Origin of the sequence: Streptomyces sp. NPDC042638 (genome assembly GCF_040647235.1) — a bacterium.
GTDB lineage: Bacteria > Actinomycetota > Actinomycetes > Streptomycetales > Streptomycetaceae > Streptomyces > Streptomyces rameus.
The window spans coordinates 1-22,130 of sequence record NZ_JBEZBT010000052.1 but is presented as its reverse complement, the minus strand read 5'-3'; the positions used below and the strand labels follow the sequence as shown (position 1 = coordinate 22,130).

General features: G+C 73.5%; 17 protein-coding genes, 2 tRNA genes and 1 riboswitch. Of the genes, 8 read left to right on the top strand and 11 right to left on the bottom strand.

Features of this window, described 5'->3' with window-relative positions; all coding sequences use genetic code 11:
• Positions 1–239 (bottom strand): hypothetical protein (locus AB0B40_RS30735; RefSeq protein WP_362266796.1); only part of this gene is annotated, 239 nt, incomplete at its 3' end.
• Between the two features lie 285 nt (positions 240–524).
• On the opposite strand from AB0B40_RS30735, the gene AB0B40_RS30730 reads away from it, so the two are divergent.
• The gene (locus AB0B40_RS30730; RefSeq protein WP_345048094.1) at positions 525–2,048 is read left to right on the top strand and encodes an amino acid permease; all 1,524 of its coding nucleotides are present in this window, start codon (positions 525–527) and stop codon (positions 2,046–2,048) included.
• Positions 2,049–2,147: 99 nt separating this feature from the next.
• Positions 2,148–2,220, top strand: a tRNA-Lys gene (locus tag AB0B40_RS30725).
• Positions 2,221–2,324: 104 nt separating this feature from the next.
• Here AB0B40_RS30725 and AB0B40_RS30720 read toward each other — a convergent pair.
• Together AB0B40_RS30720 and AB0B40_RS30715 are read right to left on the bottom strand one after the other, a co-directional pair.
• Positions 2,325–2,903, bottom strand: a complete 579-nt coding sequence (locus AB0B40_RS30720; RefSeq protein ID WP_345048095.1) for a TetR family transcriptional regulator — start codon at positions 2,901–2,903, stop codon at positions 2,325–2,327.
• A gap of 133 nt (positions 2,904–3,036) precedes the next feature.
• Complete coding sequence (locus AB0B40_RS30715) at positions 3,037–3,723, bottom strand: TetR/AcrR family transcriptional regulator (RefSeq protein ID WP_345048097.1); 687 nt, start codon at positions 3,721–3,723, stop codon at positions 3,037–3,039.
• A gap of 154 nt (positions 3,724–3,877) precedes the next feature.
• Here AB0B40_RS30715 and AB0B40_RS30710 point away from each other — a divergent pair, with 154 nt between their 5' ends.
• A complete protein-coding gene (locus AB0B40_RS30710) occupies positions 3,878–4,504 on the top strand; it encodes an NAD(P)H-dependent oxidoreductase (protein WP_362266791.1) in 627 nt (208 codons plus the stop codon).
• A gap of 5 nt (positions 4,505–4,509) precedes the next feature.
• Here AB0B40_RS30710 and ribA read toward each other — a convergent pair whose 3' ends face one another.
• The gene (gene ribA / locus AB0B40_RS30705; RefSeq protein WP_362266788.1) at positions 4,510–5,199 is read right to left on the bottom strand and encodes a GTP cyclohydrolase II; all 690 of its coding nucleotides are present in this window, start codon (positions 5,197–5,199) and stop codon (positions 4,510–4,512) included.
• Positions 5,200–5,325: 126 nt separating this feature from the next.
• Positions 5,326–5,859: a MarR family transcriptional regulator gene (locus tag AB0B40_RS30700; protein ID WP_345048102.1), complete on the bottom strand. Its 534-nt coding sequence runs from the start codon at positions 5,857–5,859 to the stop codon at positions 5,326–5,328.
• 93 nt (positions 5,860–5,952) lie between these two features.
• Between AB0B40_RS30700 and AB0B40_RS30695 the strand changes: the two genes are divergently transcribed.
• Positions 5,953–7,086, top strand: a complete 1,134-nt coding sequence (locus tag AB0B40_RS30695; protein WP_362266786.1) for a dihydrofolate reductase family protein — start codon at positions 5,953–5,955, stop codon at positions 7,084–7,086.
• Between the two features lie 60 nt (positions 7,087–7,146).
• Here AB0B40_RS30695 and AB0B40_RS30690 read toward each other — a convergent pair.
• A tRNA-Met gene (locus tag AB0B40_RS30690) sits at positions 7,147–7,220 on the bottom strand.
• Positions 7,221–7,532: 312 nt separating this feature from the next.
• Positions 7,533–7,701, top strand: a riboswitch (cyclic di-AMP (ydaO/yuaA leader).
• Between the two features lie 7 nt (positions 7,702–7,708).
• Between AB0B40_RS30690 and AB0B40_RS30685 the strand changes: the two genes are divergently transcribed.
• A complete protein-coding gene (locus AB0B40_RS30685; protein ID WP_362266784.1) occupies positions 7,709–8,764 on the top strand; it encodes a M23 family metallopeptidase in 1,056 nt (351 codons plus the stop codon).
• A gap of 62 nt (positions 8,765–8,826) precedes the next feature.
• The gene (locus AB0B40_RS30680) at positions 8,827–9,771 is read left to right on the top strand and encodes an aldo/keto reductase (protein WP_345048107.1); all 945 of its coding nucleotides are present in this window, start codon (positions 8,827–8,829) and stop codon (positions 9,769–9,771) included.
• A 4-nt stretch (positions 9,772–9,775) separates the two neighbouring features.
• Here AB0B40_RS30680 and AB0B40_RS30675 read toward each other — a convergent pair whose 3' ends face one another.
• The 4 genes from AB0B40_RS30675 to AB0B40_RS30660 form a co-directional block, all read right to left on the bottom strand.
• Entirely contained in the window at positions 9,776–11,119 is a 1,344-nt protein-coding gene (locus AB0B40_RS30675) for a PrsW family intramembrane metalloprotease (RefSeq protein ID WP_362266782.1), read from the bottom strand.
• Between the two features lie 41 nt (positions 11,120–11,160).
• Entirely contained in the window at positions 11,161–11,988 is an 828-nt protein-coding gene (gene trmB, locus AB0B40_RS30670) for a tRNA (guanosine(46)-N7)-methyltransferase TrmB (protein WP_362266780.1), read from the bottom strand.
• 34 nt (positions 11,989–12,022) lie between these two features.
• A complete protein-coding gene (gene lhgO / locus AB0B40_RS30665) occupies positions 12,023–13,249 on the bottom strand; it encodes an L-2-hydroxyglutarate oxidase (RefSeq protein ID WP_362266778.1) in 1,227 nt (408 codons plus the stop codon).
• Between the two features lie 115 nt (positions 13,250–13,364).
• Complete coding sequence (locus AB0B40_RS30660) at positions 13,365–14,792, bottom strand: MFS transporter (protein ID WP_345048112.1); 1,428 nt, start codon at positions 14,790–14,792, stop codon at positions 13,365–13,367.
• Between the two features lie 724 nt (positions 14,793–15,516).
• Here AB0B40_RS30660 and AB0B40_RS30655 point away from each other — a divergent pair.
• Positions 15,517–17,592 (top strand): asparagine synthase-related protein, encoded by a 2,076-nt coding sequence (locus tag AB0B40_RS30655; protein WP_345048114.1) that lies wholly within the window; start codon positions 15,517–15,519, stop codon positions 17,590–17,592.
• 223 nt (positions 17,593–17,815) lie between these two features.
• The gene (locus tag AB0B40_RS30650; RefSeq protein ID WP_362266775.1) at positions 17,816–21,280 is read left to right on the top strand and encodes a BTAD domain-containing putative transcriptional regulator; all 3,465 of its coding nucleotides are present in this window, start codon (positions 17,816–17,818) and stop codon (positions 21,278–21,280) included.
• On the opposite strand, the gene AB0B40_RS30645 is transcribed toward AB0B40_RS30650, so the two are convergent.
• The coding region (locus tag AB0B40_RS30645; protein ID WP_362266774.1) for an NPCBM/NEW2 domain-containing protein at positions 21,267–22,130 on the bottom strand (864 nt) is incomplete at its 5' end. The two genes, AB0B40_RS30650 and AB0B40_RS30645, sit on opposite strands and share 14 nt — an antisense overlap.

The window sequence follows — 22,130 nt, the reverse complement described above, 5'->3', positions numbered from 1 at the left end:
GTCGTGACGACCGGGGTGGCCGTACCTTCGAGCGTCGTGACGACCGTCGTGACGACCGGGGTGGCCGTACCTTCGAGCGTCGTGACGACCGTCGTGACGACCGCGGTGGCCGCGGCTTCGAGCGCCGTGACGACCGCGGTGGTTTCCGTCGTGACGAGCGCGGTGGGCACCGGGGCAGCGACCGTCCCTTCAACCGCGACCGCCGTGACGACCGCCCGGGCTTCCGCACCGGCGGCCACGACCGCCCCTACGGCCGTCGTGACGACCACCGCGGCACCGGCTCCTTCGGCCGCCGCGAGGACAAGCCGCGCTGGAAGCGCAACGGCTGACACCGAGGCTGACGCCGGGTGAGCTGAGCGAGTAGCCACGGAAGGGCCCGTACGACTCCGGTCGTACGGGCCCTTCCGGCGTTCCCGGGCCCGGGAGAGGAACCGTGCGAAGGGCTCCCCGCACGGCCGGTTTCCGGCCTCGTCCCCTCTCCGGGCGACGCATGTCACGCCTCGCGTGAGGGAATTGCTGGGGGCATGACAGATGACGCGAGAGCGAGCGGACAGCGGGAAACGCCCGGCCCGTCGGACGAGGAACGGCTGGCCCAGCTCGGCTACACCCAGGTCCTCGCCCGCCGTATGTCGGCGTTCTCCAACTACGCCGTCTCCTTCACGATCATCTCGGTCCTCTCCGGCTGCCTGACCCTCTATCTCTTCGGCATGACCACCGGCGGTCCCGCGGTGATCACCTGGGGCTGGGTGGCGGTGGGTCTCATGACCCTGTTCGTGGGCCTGTCGATGGCCGAAATCTGCTCGGCGTACCCGACCTCGGCCGGCCTGTACTTCTGGGCCCACCGGCTGGCGCCCCCACGCTCGGCGGCGGCCTGGGCCTGGTTCACGGGCTGGTTCAACGTGCTCGGCCAGATCGCGGTGACCGCGGGCATCGACTTCGGCGCCGCCTCCTTCCTGGGGGCCTACCTGAACCTCCAGTTCGGCTTCCGGGTGACGCCGGGCCGTACCGTCCTGCTCTTCGCCGCGATCCTCCTGCTGCACGGGCTGCTGAACACCTTCGGCGTCCGGATCGTCGCGCTCCTGAACAGCGTGAGCGTGTGGTGGCACGTCGTCGGCGTGGCGGTGATCGTCGGCGCGCTGGCACTGGTCCCCGACCACCACCGGTCGGCGTCCTTCGTCTTCACGCACTTCGTCAACGAGACGGGCTGGGGCAGCCGCCCGTACGTCGTCCTCCTCGGCCTCCTCATGGCCCAGTACACCTTCACCGGCTACGACGCCTCCGCCCACATGACCGAGGAGACCCACGACGCGGCCACGGCGGGCCCGAAGGGCATCGTCCGCTCGATCTGGACGTCCTGGATCGCCGGCTTCGTCCTCCTCCTCGGCTTCACCTTCGCGATCCAGTCGTACGACGACGAACTGGCCTCCCCGACCGGCGCACCCCCCGCCCAGATCCTGCTGGACGCGCTGGGAGCGACGTCGGGCACATTGCTGCTGCTGGTCGTGATCGGTGCGCAGCTCTTCTGCGGCATGGCCTCGGTGACCGCCAACAGCCGCATGATCTACGCCTTTTCGCGGGACGGCGCGCTGCCCTTCTCCCGGGTCTGGCACACGGTCAGCCCGCGTACCCGCACCCCCGTGGCGGCGGTCTGGCTGGCCGCGCTCGGCGCGCTGGCCCTCGGCCTGCCCTACCTGATCAACACGACGGCCTACGCGGCGGTGACGTCGATCGCGGTCATCGGCCTCTACATCGCGTACGTCATCCCGACCTACCTCCGCGTCCGCAAGGGCGCCGCCTTCGAACGCGGCCCCTGGCACCTGGGCCGCTGGTCGGGCGCGATCGGGGTCGTCTCGGTGACCTGGGTGGTGGTGATCACGGTCCTCTTCATGCTCCCCCAGGTCTCCCCGGTCACCTGGAAGACCTTCAACTACGCCCCGGTCGCCGTCCTGGCCGTCCTGGGCTTCGCGGCCACCTGGTGGCTGGCCTCGGCACGCCACTGGTTCCTCAGCCGGACTCCGGCCGCCACAGCGGTACCGGCCCAAAAGTGACCATCCGCCCACTCCGACCGACACGGACGTGGCCGTGACCCCGATACCCGATCGGCGACACGGCCTCGTCCGGCTATGCTCGGACAGGCAACATCGCCTGGGCCCTTAGCTCAATTGGCAGAGCAGTGGACTTTTAATCCATTGGTTGTGGGTTCGAGTCCCACAGGGCCTACGGACGCGGGCGCGGGGTTACCCCCTCTGACCTGCAACGCAGCGCCCGGGTCGGCTTCGGTCGGCTCGGGCGCTGCGGTGTTTTCCGGGGCCGGCGGGGTCCGTCTAGCCCTCCCCGACGATCCGTTCCACCGCCGCCGTCACCAGGGCGTCCCGCTCCGGCTGCGTGAGGGCGTCGGGGAGGGTGAGCTGTTCGACGATCAGCCAGTTCAGGGTGAGATAGAGGAGTTTGACCGCCGTCGCGTCGCCGGGCAGGCCCGTGGACTCGTGGTACGCGACGTTGGCGGCGAGGTCGGCACGGACGCGCTCGGTGAGGACCGTACGCAGGTCCGGCCGCCGGGTGGCCTCCAGACGGAGTTCCAGGAGCGCGAGGTAGCCGGTGCGGAAGGAGGCGACCCGGCCGACGAGTTCGCGCATCAGCCGGGCGTACGTGTCCCGGTCCCGGGGGGCCGTGCGCTGGCGCTCGACGGTCGCCTCGTCGGGCCGCAGCCGCTCGTAGACGCGGGCGCCGGCCTGGGTGAGCAGGTCGTCGCGGCTGGTGAAGTAGTTCGACGCCGTCCCGGTGGGTACGGCGGCCTCGGCGTCCACCGCCCGGAAGGTCAGGCCCCGCGCGCCCTCCCGGGCCAGTACCTCGATCGCGGCGTCGACGAGTGCCGCACGCCGCTGGTCGTTCCGTCTCACCATGGGCCGTGACTCCGAGGGGGTAGGGGCCGTCCATCACCGCGGGCAGAGTACTGCGGGTGAAGTGGTGGGGGATGCGTCAGGGGTCACCGCATCCACGTCCGGGGCCTCGCTCCGTCCGGTGGCGCGGTCGCCGTCATGGCGCCCGGTAGGCCCGCAGGAACGCGGCCACCGCGCCCGTGATCAGGCGGTCGGTCTCCGCCGTCGGCAGGGGCATGACGCCGTAGTGCGTGGCCTGGACGATCCGGTGCGAGGTCAGGGCCGAGAAGTGACTCGCGGCCAGCGCCGCGTCGCCGTGGAGGTCCAGCAGGCCGGCGTCCTCGAGGTGGGTCATCGCCTCGGTGAGGGCCCGGCCGACCGCTTCCGGGCCGGCGTCGAGCCAGGCCCTGAGGACTTCCGGCGGCACGTGGTCGGCCTCCGCGTGAATGTGGCGGACCAGGGCGAAGTGGTTCGCGTAGTCGGTCATGAGCCCGGTGAAGGCGCGGGCCAAGGAGACCAGGTCGCGTTCCAGGTCGTCCGGGTGGGGCGGGCGCTGCGGGTCCAGCACGGCGTGCAGCCGGGCCAGTTGGGCGTCCCGGACCTCGCTCGACGTCCAGGTCACGACCGTCTGGAAGAGCTGCGCCTTGCCGCCGGGGAAGTGGTTGTAGAGCGTGCGCGTGGAGACGCCGGCCGCGGCGGCGAGCGCGTCGACGGAGGCGCGCGCGTAGCCCTCGCGGCCGAAGACCGTGCACGCCGCGCCCGCGATGGCCATCTGCTTCTGCAGCTTGCGCGGTGGCACCTCGCGCCGCGCCCGCTCCAGCCGGGACTCGTTCGTCTCGCCCACGCCCGCCTCCTTGGTGACCGGTCCACTTTAACCGGATTGCGGCACCCGTTTACAACGCTCGTTGTAATTTTTACAACGAGCGTTGTACTTTGCTGGGCAAGGGCGGACGCCGGAGACGGTCGCACGCCATCGGATCGCTCAGAGGGGGACAGCTGTGTCCGTCACCGATTCCGCCACCGGTGCCCGTACCGCCGAGGACCTTCCGCTCCGCGTCGCCGTCGTCGTCGGCAGCGTGCGCGAGGGACGCCAGGGGCGGGCCGTCGCCGACTGGTTCCTCGCCACCGCCGCGGAGCCGGGCCTGGAGCTCGACGTCGTCGACCTCGCCGAGGTGGACCTGCCGCTGGTGCTGCCCGGCTGGGGCGGCTCGCCGAGCCCCGAGGCCGTCGCCGCGCTGCGGGACGTCTCGCCACGGCTCGCCGCCGCCGACGCCTTCGTCGTCGTCACGCCCGAGTACAACCACAGCTTCCCGGCGTCCCTGAAGAACTTCATCGACTGGCACTACACCCAGTGGCAGGCCAAGCCGGTCGGATTCGTGTCGTACGGCGGCCTCGGCGGCGGTCTGCGCGCGGTCGAGCAGCTCCGTCTGGTCTTCGCCGAACTGCACGCCGTGACCGTGCGCGACTCGGTCAGCCTGCACGGCCCCTGGTCCGGCATCGGCGAGGACGGCGCCCCGCGCGACGCGGAGGTGTGCGCCGGCGCCGCCAAGGGCATGCTCGGCCAGCTCGCCTGGTGGGGACGGGCGCTGCGGACCGAGCGCGCCGAGCGTCCCTACGCGGGCTGAGGGGGCTAGCCCGCCGACAGCTCCGACAGCTCCGACCGCTTGGGCAGTTCAGACAGCTCCGGAAGCTCCGGCAGCTCCGGCAGCTCGGGCAGTGGCAGCGTGTGCTGGGTCTGGAGCACCTTGGCGCGCAGGTACCGCGCGTTGTGAGCCGTGGTGAAGACACCGGTCGGCACCCGGTCCCGTACGGCGACGCCCAGTGCGCGCAACTGGGCGGCTTTGTCGGGGTTGTTGGAGAGCAGGTCCAGCTCCGTGATGCCGAGAGCGGTGAGCATCTGGGCGGCGGCCGTGTAGTCGCGAGCGTCCTCCGGGAGACCCAGGGCGGCGTTCGCCGCGTAGGTGTCGAGTCCCTCGTCCTGGAGGGCGTACGCGTCGAGCTTGTTGTAGAGGCCGATGCCCCGGCCCTCCTGGCGGAGGTAGAGCAGGACGCCGCCGCGGTCGGTGATGCGCTCGACCGCCTCGCGCAGCTGCGGGCCGCAGTCGCAGCGGGCCGAGCCGAAGACGTCCCCGGTCAGGCACTCGGAGTGGAGGCGGACCAGCGGGACCGGGCCGGGGTCGCCGAGGACGACGGCGAGGTGCTCCCGGCCGTCGGTGAGTCCGTGGAAGGTGACGAGTTCGGCGTCCGCGCGGTAGCCGTCGGCGAAGCGCAGCGGCACCCGGACGCGGGCGCGCGGGGTGGCGGCGGGGGTGTCGGGCATACGGGTCCCTCCGGGAAAGTTGCTTCATATTTGAAGCAGTGGTCCGCGTGGACCCTATCTCATACTTAAAAGTTGAAGCAATCGCTGCTGTGCGCTCGGGCGCCGCCTTCTGCCCCCGGGTGCCGCTCAGGATTCCGCGGATGACGCGGGCGTGCAGGACGAGCGGCGCAGCCAGGGGACGCCGTCCGCCCCGGAGGGGGTGTCCTCGCCGTCCTGGAGTCCGCGCGCGATCCCCGTGCAGATCTCCTCCAGCTGCCCCACCTGCTCCGGGGTGAGCCGGTCGAACAGCAGGGCGCGGACCGTCTCCACGTGCCCGGGTGCCGTACGCTCCAGTACGGCCACCCCCTCGTCGGTCAGCACCGCGACCGAGCCGCGCTTGTCCTGGCTGCAGCTCTCCCGGCGCACCAGGCCGTCGCGCTCCAGCCGGGTCACCGCGTACGTCAGCCGGCTGCGGGTGATCTTCAGCGTCTCGGCCAGGTCGGTCATGCGCAGCTGCCGGCCGGGGGCGTCGGAGAGGTTGGCCAGCACCGAGTAGAACAGGTGCGGCATGCCGCCCTCCTGCTGGAGCTGCCGGTCGATCGCGTCCTCCAGGAGGCGGGAGGCGGCGATGTAGGCGCGCCAGGCGCGCTGCTCCTCAGGGCTGAGCCAGCGGGTCGTCATGCCGCCAGTGTAGGTTTGTTTCAAACTTGAACCAAGCCGTCCGCCGTCCGTCCGTCCGTCCGCCGACCGTCCGACTCCGAAGAGAGGGCGCCGATGCCCCTGCCGTACGTGCTGCTGTCCGCCGCCGTCTCCCTCGACGGCTACCTGGACGACACCGGACCGGAACGGCTCCTGCTGTCCGGACCGGCCGACTTCGACCGGGTCGACGAGGTGCGGGCCTCCGTCGACGCCATCCTCGTCGGCGCCGGTACGATCCGCGCTGACAACCCCCGCCTGCTGGTCAACTCCCCCCGGCGGCGCGCGGCCCGCGCCGCGGCGGGCCGGCCGGAGTATCCGCTGAAGGTCACCGTCACCGGTTCCGGCGACCTCGACCCGGACGCCAACTTCTGGCACACCGGTGGCGAGAAGCTCGTCTACACCACCGACGAGGGCGCGGCGCGTGCCTCCCGCCTCCTCGGCCGCACCGCTGACGTCGTCCCGCTCGGCCCCGCCCTGGACTGGCGGGCCCTGCTGGAGCATCTGCACGACGTGCGCGGCGTCGGGCGGCTGATGGTCGAGGGCGGCGGCACCGTCCACACCCAGCTCCTGCGGCAGGGTCTCGCCGACGAGCTCCAGCTGGTCCTCGCCCCGCTGTTCGTCGGGGATCCGGCGGCCCCGAGGCTGTTCGGGCCGGGCGGCTACCAGGGCGGACGCCTGCGCCTGCTCGACACCCGCCGGATCGAGGACGTCGTCCTCATGCGCTACGCGCCCACCGCCCCCGGCACCGGACCGGCCCCCACCGCGGCCGACCGCCAGTGGCTGCGCGCCGCCTGTGATCTCGCGGCCCGGTGCCCGACCTCACGGACGGCGTTCAGCGTCGGCGCCGTGGTGGTCGCCGCCGACGGTACGGAGCTGGCCCGCGGCCACTCGCGCGAGGGCGCGGACCCCGCGGTGCACGCGGAGGAGGCGGCGCTCGCCAAGATCGACCCGGCCGACCCGCGGCTGCCCGGCGCCACGGTCTACAGCAGCCTCGAACCCTGTGCCCGCCGCGCCTCCCGCCCGGCTCCCTGCGCCGAGCTGATCCTGCGGGCCGGGGTACGGCGGGTGGTCACCGCCTGGCGCGAACCCGACACGTTCGTCACCGCGGCCGACGGCACGGGCGTGCTGACCGCCGCGGGCGCCGAGGTCGTCGTACTCCCGGAACTGGAGGCTCTCGCCAAGGCGCCGAACACCCACCTGCCGGGCTGAACGCCCACGGAAAGCACTCAGGGCCCGGAATCCACTGGATTCCGGGCCCTGAGTGTTCAGTAGCGGGGACAGGATTTGAACCTGCGACCTCTGGGTTATGAGCCCAGCGAGCTACCGAGCTGCTCCACCCCGCGTCGTTGTGTGACCAGCATACGCCATGCGGGAGGTGCTCCGCACATCACTTCTCCGCGCGACCTGCCGGCCGTCACCGAAAGTGATCGAGTGGGTGCCGTCTGCTCAACGGCCGGGTCATCATCGAAACCGCCGGTGACTACTGAACGCTTCCGGCTCTTCGGTCAACTCGCCCGGTTTGGCGGGGTAGTGGTCGATAGGGCCGCTGTCAAAAACGTTTAATGATCAAGTCGAACGGCTTGGAAAGTGACTGGCAGGTCTATTAACGTTCGATAACGCAGCGCGGTCGTCCCAGCCGTCACAAGAGACGGCTCCGTGCGCACGCGCCGAATCCCGCGAGGGAACCGGGGAACCACCAATTTGGGGTGAATCACGCGGATACCGCCGTGAACTCATGGAGTCCACGACCGGTATACGCGCGTAGGAGACCTTCCTGCTCCGAACCCGTCAGCTAACCCGGTAGGCGGCGGAAGGAAAGGAGCACGCCCGCGTGGCGTCGAACCGGCCTGTCCCCGAAGCCCCGTCCATACCGGCACAGCGCGAGCCCGAGACCTTCGGCTACGGCGCCTACCGCGCCGAGGAGGGGCCCTGGGAGGAGTGGAATCCCACCGAGGACTCCGTTACCCCGGCCCGTGGGCGGCACCGCGTCGCCAAGCAGCGCGGCGGTTTCGCGCGCAGCTCCACCGTCCTCGGTGTCGGTGTCATCGCCGCGGTCGGCGCGGGCGGCATGGCCAGCGCCAACACCGGCAAGCCGCCGGTCTCCATCTCCATGCCGGACCTGCCCTCCGTCGGCTCCCTCTTCGCCGACGGCTCCGCGGACTCCGCGCCGGCGCAGGCCACCGCGACGCTGAGCAGCGTCGGCGCGTCCGCCGCCGAGGGCGAGGACACCACGGACGCGGGTGAGGTGCTGCGCAACCGGATCATGGCCCAGGCCGAGCAGCAGCAGGGCCAGGCCGAGTCCAGGGCCACCGCCGTCGCGCTCGCCGCCGCCGAGAAGCAGAGCGCCGATGCCGCCGCCAAGGCCGAGAAGGAGGCCGCCGCCAAGGCCGCCGAGGCCAAGGAGAAGGCACGGGCCGACGCCCGGAAGGCGGAGGCCGACGCCAAGAAGGCGGCCGAGGAGAAGCGGCTGGCCGAGCTGGCCAAGCAGTACACGCTGCCGACCTCCTCGTACACGATCACCTCGACGTTCGGCCAGGCCGGCTCGATGTGGTCCTCCGGCTACCACACCGGTCTCGACTTCGCCGCCCCCACCGGTTCCCTGATCAAGGCCGTCCACAGCGGCACGATCACCGAGGCGGGCTGGGCCGGCTCCTACGGCTACCGCACGATCCTCACCCTGGACGACGGCACCGAGCTGTGGTTCTGCCACCAGTCCTCGATCAACGTCACGGCAGGCCAGAAGGTCTCCACCGGTGAGGTCATCGGCCGCGTGGGCGCCACCGGCAACGTCACCGGCCCGCACCTGCACCTGGAGGTCCACCCCGGTGGCCAGGCCACCGGCATCGACCCGATGGCGTGGCTGCGGGGCAAGGGCCTCAACCCCTGACGGTCCGGCCCGTCCGCCCGGCGGCGGAATGCGATCGCCCGCCGCCGGTGTTGACATGACGTATGACGTCACTTCGTAAACTCGGCTCTTCCGACCTCGAGGTCTTCCCGCTCTCGCTCGGCGGCAACGTCTTCGGCTGGACCGCGGACGAGCAGACCTCCTTCGCCGTCCTCGACGCCTACACGGCGGCCGGCGGCAACTTCATCGACACCGCCGACGCCTACTCCGCCTGGATCGAGGGCAACCGGGGCGGCGAGTCCGAGACGATCATCGGCAAGTGGGCCAAGGCGCGCGGCAACCGCTCCGATGTCGTCATCGCGACCAAGGTCAGCCAGCACCCGGAGTTCCGGGGACTGTCCGCCGCCAACATCAAGGCCGCCGCCGACGCCTCCCTGCGCCGCCTGGACACCGACTACATCGACCTGTATTACACCCACTTCGACGAGCCCGACGTGCCGGTCGAGGAGATCATCGGCGCGCTGGACGAGCTGGTGAAGGCCGGCAAGGTCCGGCACATCGGCGCCTCCAACATCACCGCCGAGCGCCTGCGGGAGTCCCTCGACTTCTCCGACCGCGAGGGCCTCGCCCGCTACGTCGCCCTCCAGCCGCACTACAACCTGGTCTCCCGCGACACCTACGAGGGCCCGCTGCAGGACCTCGCCGCCCGCGAGGGCCTCTCCGCCGTCCCGTACTTCGCGCTCGCGTCGGGCTTCCTCACCGGCAAGTACCGGCCCGGTACGACCGTCGACAGCGCCCGCGCCGGCCGGGTGAAGGACTACGCGGACTCCGAGCGCGGCCAGAAGGTCCTGTCGGCCCTGGACGAGATCGCCGAGGCCCACGACGTCCCGGTCGCCACGGTCGCCCTGGCCTGGCTGGCCGCCCAGCCGACGGTCACGGCCCCGATCGCCTCGGCGCGGACGGTGGAGCAGCTTCCGGCGCTGCTGGGCATGGCGGACCTGAAGCTGACGGATCCCGAGGTGGCGAAACTGCGGGAGGCCTCGGCCTAGGCGGTCACGAGCGGTACGGGTTGTACTGGGCGTACTGGGCGTACTGGGCGTACTGGGCGTACGGCGTCGTCGGGTAGCCGTACGCCGGCCGGTGCGGCGTGGGTCCCGGCCCCGCGTGCGCCGGCCGGACCGGCTCGGCCGTCCGCGACGCGTACTCCAGCGCCGGACGGGCCACGGCCCGGCGCCTCCACAGCTCGTCCAGCAGTTCCCGCTCCCGTACCACGAAGTCGGCGCCGGCCTTCCCCTTGCGCCCCCGCTGCCGCAGGAACGCGAGGGAGGTGGCGTACCCCTCGTACCGGGCCACTTCCCGTGCGGCCGGGCGGCCGTGGTGATGCCGGGCGTAGTCCCGGGCCATGCGCCGCGCCCGCATCGACCCGAGCGCGAACGGCTCGGCCGGTCCCAGCCACCCGGCCAGCACATACGCCGGCAGTTCCGCCCGTACGATCCGCAGCTCGCGCTGCCGGGTCCAGATCGCCAGCCACGTCAGCAGCCCGAACGCGGGCACCATGAAGGCGGCGTAAACGGTGAAGAAGCCGTACTCGCCGAAGGTCGCGGAGCCGTTCCAGAAGGCGTGCATGCTCATGGCGAGCAGCAGCCCGCCGACCGGCAGCAGGAAACGCCGGGCGTGCTGCCGCTCGGCCGACAGCGCGGCGATACCGAAGCCGATGCCGGTGAGGACGGTGAACAGAGGGTGCGCGAACGGGGACATCACGATGCGCACGAAGAACGTGGCGGCGGTGACGGAGGCGATGCCCCGGCCGCCGCTGAGCTGGTCGGTCCCGAAGGCGGTACCGAGGTAGAGGATGTTCTCGGTGAACGCGAAGCCGGTGGCCGTGATCCCCGCTATCACCACCCCGTCGACGATCCCGGTGAAGTCGCGCCTGCGGAAGAGGAACACCAGCAGCACGGCGGCGGCCTTGGCGGACTCCTCGACGATCGGCGCTATCACCGTGGCGCCGAGTGTGTCGGCACTGGCCGGATCCGCGGTAGCGGTGGCGATCCACCTGGTCGCGAAGCTGTTGGCCACGATGGCTATCAGCGCCGCCGCACAGGCCCCCCAGGCGAAGGAGAAGACCAGGTTCCGCCACGGGCCCGGCTCCACCCGGTCCAGCCAGCGGAACGCGGCTATCAGCCAGGGCACCGGCAGCACGGCCAGCCCGAGCCCGACGAGGAACCCCTCCGTACCGGTCTGCCGCCGCACCAGCGCGAGGATGACCAGACCGGACAGCGCCAGCAGCGTGCTCAGCGCCCCGTACCGCACCCAGCTGTGCTGCCACCAGTGCGGGTGACGGAGCGCACCGTCGCCGGGGCTCGGGGGATACGTCGGAACCGGAGGACTGGTGGCCACGGCATCGACCCTAACGGTGACGGGGCGAGGGGCTGATCGGTTTATCGGTCCCGGCTGTGCGGTGCGCGCCGGAACAGCAGGTCGTTCACCACATGACCCTTGTCCAGTCCCTGTCCCTCGAAACGGGTCAGCGGCCGGAACTCCGGGCGTGGCGCGAAACCGCCGTCGGCCTGGGTGTTCTCGAAGTCGGGGTGCGCGGTGAGCACGTCCAGCATCTGCTCGGCGTACGGCTCCCAGTCGGTCGCGCAGTGCACGATCGCGCCTGGCTTCAGCCGGGTCGCGGCGAGCGTCAGGAACTCGGGCTGGATGAGCCGCCGCTTGTGGTGCCGCTTCTTGGGCCACGGGTCGGGGAAGTAGACGCGCAGCCCGTCCAGCGAGTCCGGGCCGAGCATCTCCCGGAGCAGGATGATCGCGTCGCCGTTGCCCACCCGGACGTTGGTCAGGCCGTCGTGGTCGGCCAGGTTGAGCAGGTTGCCCTGCCCGGGGGTGTGCACGTCGACGGCCAGGATGTTGGTGTCCGGGTCGCCCGCCGCCATCGCCGCGGTGGCCTCGCCCATCCCGAAACCGATCTCCAGGACCACGGGCCGGTTGTTGCCGAACAGCTCGCCGAGGTCGATCACCCGCTGTCCGTCGATGTCCAGCCCCCACTTGGGCCACAGCCGCTGCAGCGCCTCGGCCTGCCCGGCCGTCACCCGGCTGCGGCGCGGCTGGAAGCTGCGGATCCGCCGCTCGAAGTGCGAACCGGCGGGATCGGCCTTGGGCCCGTCCGGGAAGCGCGGCTCCCCCTTGGCCCGGACGTGCCGGGGGGAGGCACCGGGGTCCTGGGGTGCCGAGGGCGGGGCGTCGGGGGTGTTCAGGGAGTCAGACACAGTGAAGCCAATTTTAGAAGGTCCGGGCAGGTCGCTACAGCGACCCCAGCATGCCCAGCGCCCGGCGTCCGATCTCCCGCCCGATCGGCAGCGAGGCGGTGGCCGCGGGCGAGGGCGCGTTGAGCACGTGCACGGCCCGCGCTCCCTCCCGGATCAGGAAGTCGTCCACCAGCGTCCCGTCGCGCAGTACCGCCTGCGCCCGCACCCCGGCCGGAGCCCGCACCAGGTCCGCGGCCTGCACCCCGGGCAGCAGTCTTCGCACCGCTCCCAGGAACGCCGCCCTGGACACCGAGCGGTGCAGCTCCCCCGCCCCGTACCGCCAGTGCCGCCGGGCGATGGCCCACGATCCCGGCCACGCCACCGTCCCGGCCAGTTCCCGGGGCCGGACGGTCCCCCAGCCGTAGCCCTCGCGGGCCAGTGCCGGCACGGCGTTGGGGCCGATGTGCACGCCCCCGTCGATCCCGCGGGTCAGATGCACCCCGAGGAACGGGAACGCGGGGTCCGGCACCGGGTACACCAGGCCGCGCACCAGCTCGGGGCGCGCCAGCTCGTAGTACTCCCCGCGGAACGGCACGATCCGCACCTCGGGGTCGTCGCCGGTCAGCCGGGCCACCTCGTCGCAGTACAGCCCGGCGCAGTTCACCAGCACCCGGCCGCGGACCACGTCGCCGGCCGCGGTGAGGACGGCCACGCCCCGGTCCGGCCGCCGGTCCACCCGTACGACCCGCGCGCCGTACCGGATCTCCGCCCCGGACGCCCGCGCCAGCTCCCGGGCGACCCCGACGAAGTCGCACACCCCGGTCGTACCGACGTGTATGGCGGCGAGGCCGCGCACCTCCGGTTCGTACTCGGTGATCTGGGCGGCCCCCAGCTCCCGCACCGGGATGCCGTTCTCGCGGCCCCGCTGCACGAGCGCGTGCAGCCGGGGCAGCTCCTCCCGCCCGGTGGCGACGATCAGCTTGCCGGTGACGGCGTGCGCGATGCCGTACTCGGCGCAGAACTTCACCATCTCGGCGGCGCCCCGCACCGCGAACCGCGCCTTGAGCGAGCCCGGGCGGTAGTAGATCCCGCTGTGGATGACCCCGCTGTTGCGGCCCGTCTGGTGCCGGGCAGGCCCGGGCTCCTTCTCCAGCACGGTCACGCGCGTGCCCGGCGCGGCCCGGGTGATCGCATACGCCGTCGACAGCCCGACGATCCCCCCGCCGATCACGAGCACATCACAGTCGTACGCCCCGGCCCGCACCTGCACCACCTCCGCCATCGATAGTGCACTGCGCCACTGACAGTGGCTTCAAACGCCGGGGCACGAGGCACCCCCCGGGGGGGACGCGTCCTGCCCCGGCGGACGCGTCGCGCCCCGGCGGACGGCCCGGGGGCTACGCCGGAGCGGCCATCAGCAGTGGGCGGGCCCTCTCCCGCAGCTCCACCACCCGCGGCTCGTCCCCGTACGGCTCCAGCCGATGCAGCAGGTCCTTCACGTACTCCGTGGTCCGCGCCGACGAGATCCGCCCCGCGACCTCCACGGCCCGCACCCCCTGCTCGCACGCCGCGTCCAGGTTCCCGGACTCCAGCTCGGCGACGGCGGAGACCACCAACCGCAGCCCGTGCGAGCGCACGAACTCCTCCGTCGGCTTCGACAACGCCTGCTCGGTGAACCGGCGCACCTGCCGCGGTGCCTTCAGGTCCCGGTAGCACTCGGCCGCGTCGGCGGCGAACCGGTCGTATCCGTAGAAACCGAGCCAGGAGGGGTCGTTGTCCCCCTCGCGCGAGCGCTCCAGCCATCCCTCGGCCGCCTTCAGCGCCGTGCCCGCGGCCTGCGCGTCTCCCGCACGCGCGTGCGCCCGTGCCTCGATCAGCCGGAAGAAGCTCATGGTGCGGGCGGTCGCCAGCCCCCGGTTCCGCTCCAGCGCGGCCTGCGCGAGGTCCACCCCCTCGTCACCGAACCCCCGGTACGTCGCCTGCAACGACATGGAGGCCAGCACATAGCCGCCCAGCGGGACGTCCGCCGCCGCGCGGGCCAGCCGCAGCGCCTGGATGTAGTACCGCTGCGCGGCCTCCTGCTGTCCGGTGTCGAAGGCCATCCAGCCGGCGAGCCGGGTGAGTTCGGCCGAGGCGCCGAACAGGGCGCGCCCGACCTCGTCGGAGTAGGAGCCGAGCAGCAGCGGGGCCGCCTCTACCCGCAGGCACTCCGGGACCATCGACGAACGCCAGTCCCCGCCCCCGTACTTGGAGTCCCACCGTCTGGCGTCCTCGGCGGCCTCCCGCAGCTTCTGCACATCGCTGTGGCCGACTTTGATCGGCGCGCCGGACCCCTCGGCGGAGCCCGCCTCCCGCGCGACCGAGCTGTCGGCGGGGGTTATCAGCCATCGTGAGGCGGGCGTTGCGTATGCGCTCACTGCGAACGATCCGGCGAGGGACTGCCAGATGCCGCCGGAGCCGGCCCGGCGGCCGGCGAAGTCGAGGCGGTACAGCTCCGTCGCCGACCTCACCGCCTGCCCCACGTCCCGGGGGAAGGCGAGGCCCACTTCGGGCGCGGGGTCCGCGTCCGCCAGGCCGATCTCGTGCAGCGGCACCGGACGGCCGAGCTTCTGGCCGATGGCGGCGGCGATGAGGTGCGGCGCGGCGCCCTGCGGCACCATGCCCTTCGACACCCAGCGCGCCACGGAGGTCTTGTCGTAGCGAAGCGTCAACCCCCGTTGGGCGCCGAGGTCGTTGACGCGTCTGGCGAGTCCCGCGTTGCTGATTCCCGCGAGGGCGAGAACGGCGCCGAGCTTTTCGTTCGGCCCGCGTTGCTCCCTGGACATGAGCCACCCCTCGACACAGAACGGCTGTCGCGCTGGCATAACCACGCGGCATTCGTAAACCCAGCGTAGTTCGCCGCATCCCAAGCGTTAAGGGGCATTGTTCCGGATGGCGGGATTGTGGTCGGTACGGAAGTGCCGCCCTGTACGCACCGTGCACACGCTGTCGCCCCGTGCCCCCGCACGTGTGGCCGTGCGCCCGTACGTGCGCTCTTCTCCGGCCATCGGGGGAGCGGTTCCATGGGTCCTGCGTGGGTCGGCCCGCTGTACTGGATCCAGTGGGCTGGGGGACACCGCCGCCTTCATCCCCGCGGGTGGCGGACCGGTCCGGGAGGCGTCATCCGCCTCCCGGACTGTGCGTGTGTGTGGGCCGTCGCGCTCTTCGCGGGCCTGTACGGAGCGTGTGCATCTCCACTGTCGCGCCGCCGATTTGGCCGAAAACCGATCCCGCTGGACGCGGTGAATTTCCTTTACGACCATGCAACTTGAGGGCGCAAAGGGAGTTTTGGGGGAGCGCACTGGGGGCGCATTCGCGCCGTACCCCTTAGGTATCACCCCTGCCGAGCCCACCCGGCACGCGTCGGCCAACCGTCAACTCCCGCGGGCCGCACGGCGAACATCCCCCGATCGAAGGCGGTGCCACCGCACCTCTCCGACGTGCCCTTCATGGCAGCATGGGGTCCGGTTCCAGCGGTGCACTGGTTGTCCACAGCCTGTGGAGGCGTCGATGCGGTGGTTGGTGGGGTGGAGCAGCACCGCCGTGGGCGCCGCCGGGATCGGCTCCGCGGGCGCGATCGGGTACGAGGGCGAGACCCTGCACCCGGTCGGTTCCCAACTCCTGTGGGGCGACCCGGATCCGCTGTGGGCCGTCGGCGACTGGCGCCCGGACGAGGTGCGCGTGGTGCACGCCGACGCGGAGCACCGGATCGCCGTCCTCGGCATCTGCGGCGCCACCGACGACGAGCTGCGGCGCGGCCTGTTCACCGCGCGCGGGGGCGCGGTCCGCCATCTGACCACCTGGCCCGGCAGCTACACGGCCGTCGTCCAGGCCGGCCGCCGCATCACCGTCTGCGGCGATCTCGCGGGCGCCCGGCCGGTGTTCCACACCCCCTGGGCCGGCGGTACGGCCTACGCCACCGCCGCGCTGCCCCTCGCCGACCTCATCGAGGCCAACCTCGACTTCACCCACCTCGCCGCCCTGCTCGCCGCCCCGGACGTACCGGCCGCGCTGCGCGACACCACCCCGTACGAGGGCGTACGGCGCATTCCGCCGGGGCATGCGCTGGTGCTGCGCGCCGGGGCGCGCGAGATCGCGGGGTTCGAGCCGGTGGCCTCCCTCGCCGTGGCCGCGCCCCCGGCCGAGCCCGGCCGTGCCGTGGACGCCGTACGGGACGCGCTCGTGGAGGCGGTCCGCACCCGGCTGTCTGCCCCCCGGCACGTGCCCGACCTGGACCCCGGACCGGTGCCCGGGATGGGCCCGGCAGAGCGGCGGGCCGCGCGCGGGATGCCGGTGCCCGGCATCGGAGCCGACCTGTCCGGCGGGCCCGCCTCCGGCACCCTCGCGCTGCTGGCGGCCGGGCTGCCCGGCAGACCCGGCACGCTCCTCGGCCACGGCACGGGCGCCGGCGAGCGTCTCCTGGCCGTCACCTTCAACGACCTGGCCGTGGCGGGCCGCGAGGCCGAACTCGAACGCGCGGGAGCCCTGGCCGCGGGCCCCCGCCTGCACCACGTCGTGGTCACCGGCGGCGAGGAGACCCTGCCGTACGCCGATCTCGACGGCCCCCTGACCGACGAACCGGGCCCCTCCCTGGTGCAGGCGGCCCGGCACCGGGCGCGGCTGGCCGCCGGCAGCGCCGACCACTTCACCGGGCACGGCGCCCGCCAGGTCCTGGACGCCCACCCCGCCCGCCTCGCCGACCTCCTGGTGGACCGCCGGCGGCGCCACCTGGTCCGGCCGGTCGCCGCGCTCGCCCGCGCCGACGGCTCGGTGATGGTCCCCGCGCGCGTGTACGGCGCGGCCCGGCGCCTCGCCCGCACCCCCTACCGGGCGGGTCTGGAGGCGCTGGCGGAGCGCCTGATGCGCCGCCGCTTCGACGAGCCCAAAGGGGCGGTCGGCGCGTCCCTCGCCGCGCTGACCTGGGCGCGGCCCGGGCCGGCCGCCCGCTGGCTGACGGGGGAGGCGCTGGCTGAAGTATCGGTTCTGCTCCAGGCGGAGGCCGACCGCTCCGGCACCGGCGTGCAGCGCCCCGGCGACTATCGCGCGCGTGCGGCACTCGCCCGGCACGCCGCCGACCTGCGCGTCCTCGAGCAGGCCGCGGAGATCCGCTCCCAGCGCCTGCACGCGCCGTTCCTCGACAACCAGGTCGTCCGCGCCTGCCGTGACCTCCCCGAGGCCCTGCGGGTCCAGCCCGGCGCCCGCGCGGCCATTCTCCGTACGGTCCTGGAGGGCGCCGGCGTCACCGACCTCCCGCCCGGCTGGGGCGCCCCCTCCCACGGTTCGTCGGCGGCAGCCGCGCGCGCGGGCCTGCGCGTCGCGGCCGACCCCCTTCTGGACCTCTTCGCCACGCCCCTGCTGGCCGATGCCGGCCTGGTGGAGGCCCGCGTCATCCGCAAGGCCGTACGGTCCGCCGCGGCCGGCGAACCCCTCCCCCTGGACGGCCTGGCCGACCTCATCTCCCTCGAACTCTGGCTCGGCCGCCTCCTCTCCCGCCGAGGCACCTGCTGGACCGGCACCCCCACCCGCTCCCGTGCGGTCCCCTCCGGCATCCAACCGAGGAGAAGCGCGCTCACTCCGGGGGCGTGAGGCTTCCCGGCCGGGGGCGTGAGCCTGTGCGGCCGGGGGCGTGAGCCTGGCCGGCGGGGCGCGGTGCGTGGCTTGTCGGGGGTGCGCTGCGTGGCTTGTGGAAGGTGCGGTGCGTGGCACGCGGCCCACGCCCAGCCCGGCCCAGCCCGGCCCGGCACCCGGTTCCGAACCCCGCGTTCGAAAATTGGTGCCACCATCCCCCGCCCCCCGGGACAATGATCTGGTGCGGTACAGAATCCTGGGCGTAACCCAAACAGCGGACGACCAGGGCACCCCCGTACCCATCGGCGGCCGGCGCCTTCGCACGCTCCTCGCCGCCCTGGCCCTTCGCCCCGGCCGCACCATCACCGCCGACACCCTCATCGGCGAGGTCTGGGCGGACGACCCGCCCCAGGACGCCCCCGCCGCCCTCCAGGCCCTCGTCGGCCGCCTGCGCCGTACCCTCGGCAGAGCCGCCGTCACCTCCGGTCCGGGCGGCTATCGCCTCGAAGCCACCGAGGAGGACGTGGACCTCCACGTCTTCGAACGGCTCACCCGCACCGGCACCGCCGCCCTCACCACCGGCGACCCGGCCACCGCCCACGGCATCCTCACCCGCGCCCTGTCCCTCTGGTACGGCCCGGCCCTCGCCGACCTCCCCGACCGGACCGCGGCCACCCGCCCCGAGGCCCTGCGCCTGGAGGCGACCCGCGCCCGCGCCGCCGCCGCCCTCGACCTCGGCCGTGCCCAGGAGGCCGTACCGGACCTGCGGGAACTGACCGTGGCCCACCCCTACGACGAACCCCTGCACGTCCTGCTCATCCGCGCCCTGCGCGACACCGGCCGCACGGCCGACGCCCTCGCCGCCTACGAGGCCGCCCGCCGCACCCTCGCCGACGCCCTCGGCACCGACCCCGGCCCGGAACTCCAGGCGCTGCACATGTCGTTGCTGAAACAGGAGAGCCCGGGGCATCCGGCGCACGCCGCCCACCCGGTGCACGCCGCCCACTCGGCGCACGCCGCCCATCCGGCGCACCCCGCCCACTCGGCGCACCCCGCCCATCCGGCGCACCCCGCCCACCCGGTGCACGACGCCCACTCGGCACCGCCGCTCCCGGCCCAACGCCCCGAGCGCACCGGGAATCTCCGCCCCCGTCTGACGTCCTTCGTCGGGCGGGAACCAGAACTCGAGGCCATTCGTTCCGACGTGCACAGGGCCCGCCTGGTCACCCTCACCGGACCGGGCGGCTCGGGGAAGACCCGCCTCGCCGAGGAGGCCGCCGCGGCGTTCCCCTCGGCCTGGCTGGTCGAGCTGGCCCCGCTCGACCGGCCGGAGGGAGTCCCCGGCGCGGTGGTCAGCGCGCTCGGTCTGCGCGAGACCGTGCTCCTGACCAACGAGCTGGCGACTCCGCAGGCCGACCCGACGACCCTGCTGATCGAGTACTGCGCACCGCGCAGCCCGCTCTTGATCCTTGACAACTGCGAGCACGTCATCGGCGCGGCGGCCGCTCTCGCCGAGACCCTCCTCACCCGCTGCCCCGGGCTCACGATCCTCGCGACCAGCCGCGAACCCCTGGGCGTCCCCGGTGAGTCGGTGCGCCCGGTCGAGCCCCTCGTCCCGGAGCAGGCGCACCGCCTCTTCGCCGAGCGCGCGCGGGCCGTCCGTCCCGACGCCGGCGCCGTGCTCGGCGACACCGCGGCCGTGGCGGAGATCTGCCGCCGCCTGGACGGGCTGCCGCTCGCCATCGAACTGGCCGCGGCCCGGCTCAGGCTGCTGACCCCACGGCAGATCGCCGACCGCCTCGACGACCGCTTCCGCCTGCTCACCTCCGGAAGCCGCACGGCCCTGCCCCGCCAGCAGACCCTGCGCGCGGTCGTCGACTGGTCCTGGGACCTGCTGGACGAAAGGGAACGCACGGTGCTGCGCGAGGCGTCGGTGTTCGCCGGCGGCTGGGACCTGGCGGCGGCCGAGGCCGTGTGCACCGGCCCCGCGGCGGAGCTGATCGGCGCACTCGTCGACAAGTCCCTCGTGGTGGCCGCCCCGCCCGACGGGGACGGCACCGGCGAGGGCGGCGGCACCGGCATGCGGTACCGCATGCTGGAGACCATCCACGAGTACGCCACCGAGCGCGCGGCCGAGGCCCCCGGACTGCGCGCGGCGGCCGAGCGACGCCACCGCGCATGGGTGAGGTCGATGGTGGAGGAGGCCGAACCGCAACTGCGGTCGGCGGCCCAGCTGCCCTGGTTCTCCCGCCTGGAGACGGAGCTGGACAACATCCGCGCGGCCCTCGACCGCGCCGTCCGCGCGGGCGACGAGGCGGAGGCGGGCGCCGTCGTCCTGGCCATCGGCTGGTTCTGGTGGCTGCGCAACCACCGCCAGGAGGCGGTGAACTGGGTACGGCTGGTGCTCCGCCTGGGCGTCGCCCTGGACGCGCTGCCCGCGGGCGCGCCGGCCGACGACCTGCTGGCCCGGCTGGAGTCCGCCGACCCGGTGGGCGCCTTCCTCGCCGAACCCGACGGCGGGGCCGGGCACCCGCTGCACGAGCTGCGGCTGGACCTGCGCATGCTCGACCTGTTCCTGACCTCCGAGTCGGGTGCGGAGAACCTGGCGGCCGAGGGGGAGCGGGCCGTGGAGTACCTTGCGCGGGTGCGGGCGGCCTTCGAGAGCGGTGGTCCCCGGGCGGCCCGTTTCCCGGGCATCGTCTGGCCGCTGACCGCCTACTACCTGGGCGGCCCGGCGGAGGTCCGCCCGGACATGACGAAGTCCGTGAACAACGCCCGCGGACACGGCGGTGACTGGGAGGTCGGGGTCACCCTGATGTACCGGGCCCACATCGCCGTCGACTCGCCGGGCAACCTCCAGGGCGTGGACGAGGACCTGGCCGAGCTGCGGATGCTCTGCCGGCGCGTCGGCGACCGCTGGATGCGGGCGCAGGTGTGCAGCGCGGCCGGCGAGGCGGCCATGGCGCGGGGCCGGTTCGACGAGGCCCGCGCCGAGTACGAGGAGGCGCTGCGCCTCGCCTACGAGGTGGGCGCGTACGCCGAGGGGCCGTTCCTGCTGGCCCGGCTCGCCGAGGTCTCCTACCGCTCCGGTGACCGGGAGGCCGCCCTGGCCGCACTGGACGAGGCGGACACCACCTCCGTCCGCTACGCGGTGCCGGAGTCCCGGGCCTTCGCGCTGCTGCTGCGCGCCCACATCGCCTTGCGTGACGGGCGGCCCGCCCGCGCCCGCGAGCTGTACGAGGCAAGCCGCGCGGAGTTGCGGGACGGCACTCCGCCGCCGCAGTTCGTGGCGGCACAGCGGATGGTCGAGGCGCTGCTCACGGCCGACGAGGCGGGCCCGGCAGACGGGGTGCGGATCGTGGCGGGCGCCCTGCGCGAGGCTGTGGAGTACCGGTGCGCCGAGGTGATCACCGCCGGTCTGGTCGACGTGGCGGCGCAGCTGCTGGCCCGGCACGGCGATCTGCCGGGCGCGATCCGGCTGTTCGCCGCCGCGGACCGGTGGCGCGGCGGGGCCCCGCGGTCCGAACCGGAGCGCGGCGAGGCCGCCCGGGTGCACGCCGGTGCCCGCGCGGCCCTCCCCGCCGACCGCTACGCCGCCGAGTGCGCGCGGGGCGCGTCGCTCGACGCGGCGGACGTCCTGCGGGAGCTGGACGCCGCGGCGGCGGCCGTCGCGGGCCGCCGGGACCGGCCGTCTAGCGGCAGGTGAACCGGGACTCCGCCCAGTCCACGGGCACCGCCCGGTCGAAGACGTGCCCGTGCGGTTGCGCCACGAGCCGTACGGTCCTGTGCCCGGTGAGGTTCACGTGGACGGGGACGGCCCGGTCGCGGCCCCCGACCGTGCTGGACCGCCACAGCGGGACGCCGTCGGCGTAGACGGAGAAGGAGACCCTGCCGCGGCCGAGCGTCATGTCGTCCACGCCCGCCAGCGCGTCGTACGCGGTGCACTGCCGGTTGAGGGCGATGGTGACGGAGGACCGGCCGTCGACGGTGACCCCGCGCGCGTACCGCTCGCCGCCGATCGACATGCCGTACCGCTGCCACACCCAGCTGCTCTCGCCCAGGGCGATCTCGGGCTCGGTGCCGTCACCGACGGCGTCGTAGCGCAGGTCGCTCAGCTCGTAGACGGCGGGCGCCGGCGGCGCAGTGGGCGGCGGCGTCGGCTTCGGCCGGGGCTTCCGTGACGGAGTGGGGGTCGGGGTGGGGGTGGGTGTCGGGGCCGGTGTGGCCCTGGGGGGCGGCTTGGGCGTGGGTGTCGGGGTGGGGGAGGGCGTCGGGGGCGGTGCCGGTACGGGGGCGTGGACGACGGGCTGCGGCGAGGGCGTGCGCTTCGGCGGCGGCGGAGGCGGCGGTGTCCCGGGCCGCACCACCGGCGCGGACGGCGACGGCCTGGCGACCTCCTTCGGCGGATGGCCGTCGTTCACCAGGGCCAGGGCGACCGCGGCGGCGGCCACCGCGACGACACCGGCCGCGATGCCGGCCTTCACCGGAGCGCCGATTCCCTCGGAGGCCGCGGCCCCGCCCGCCCCGCCGGACGACCCGCCGGCCGCGGCGGCGGC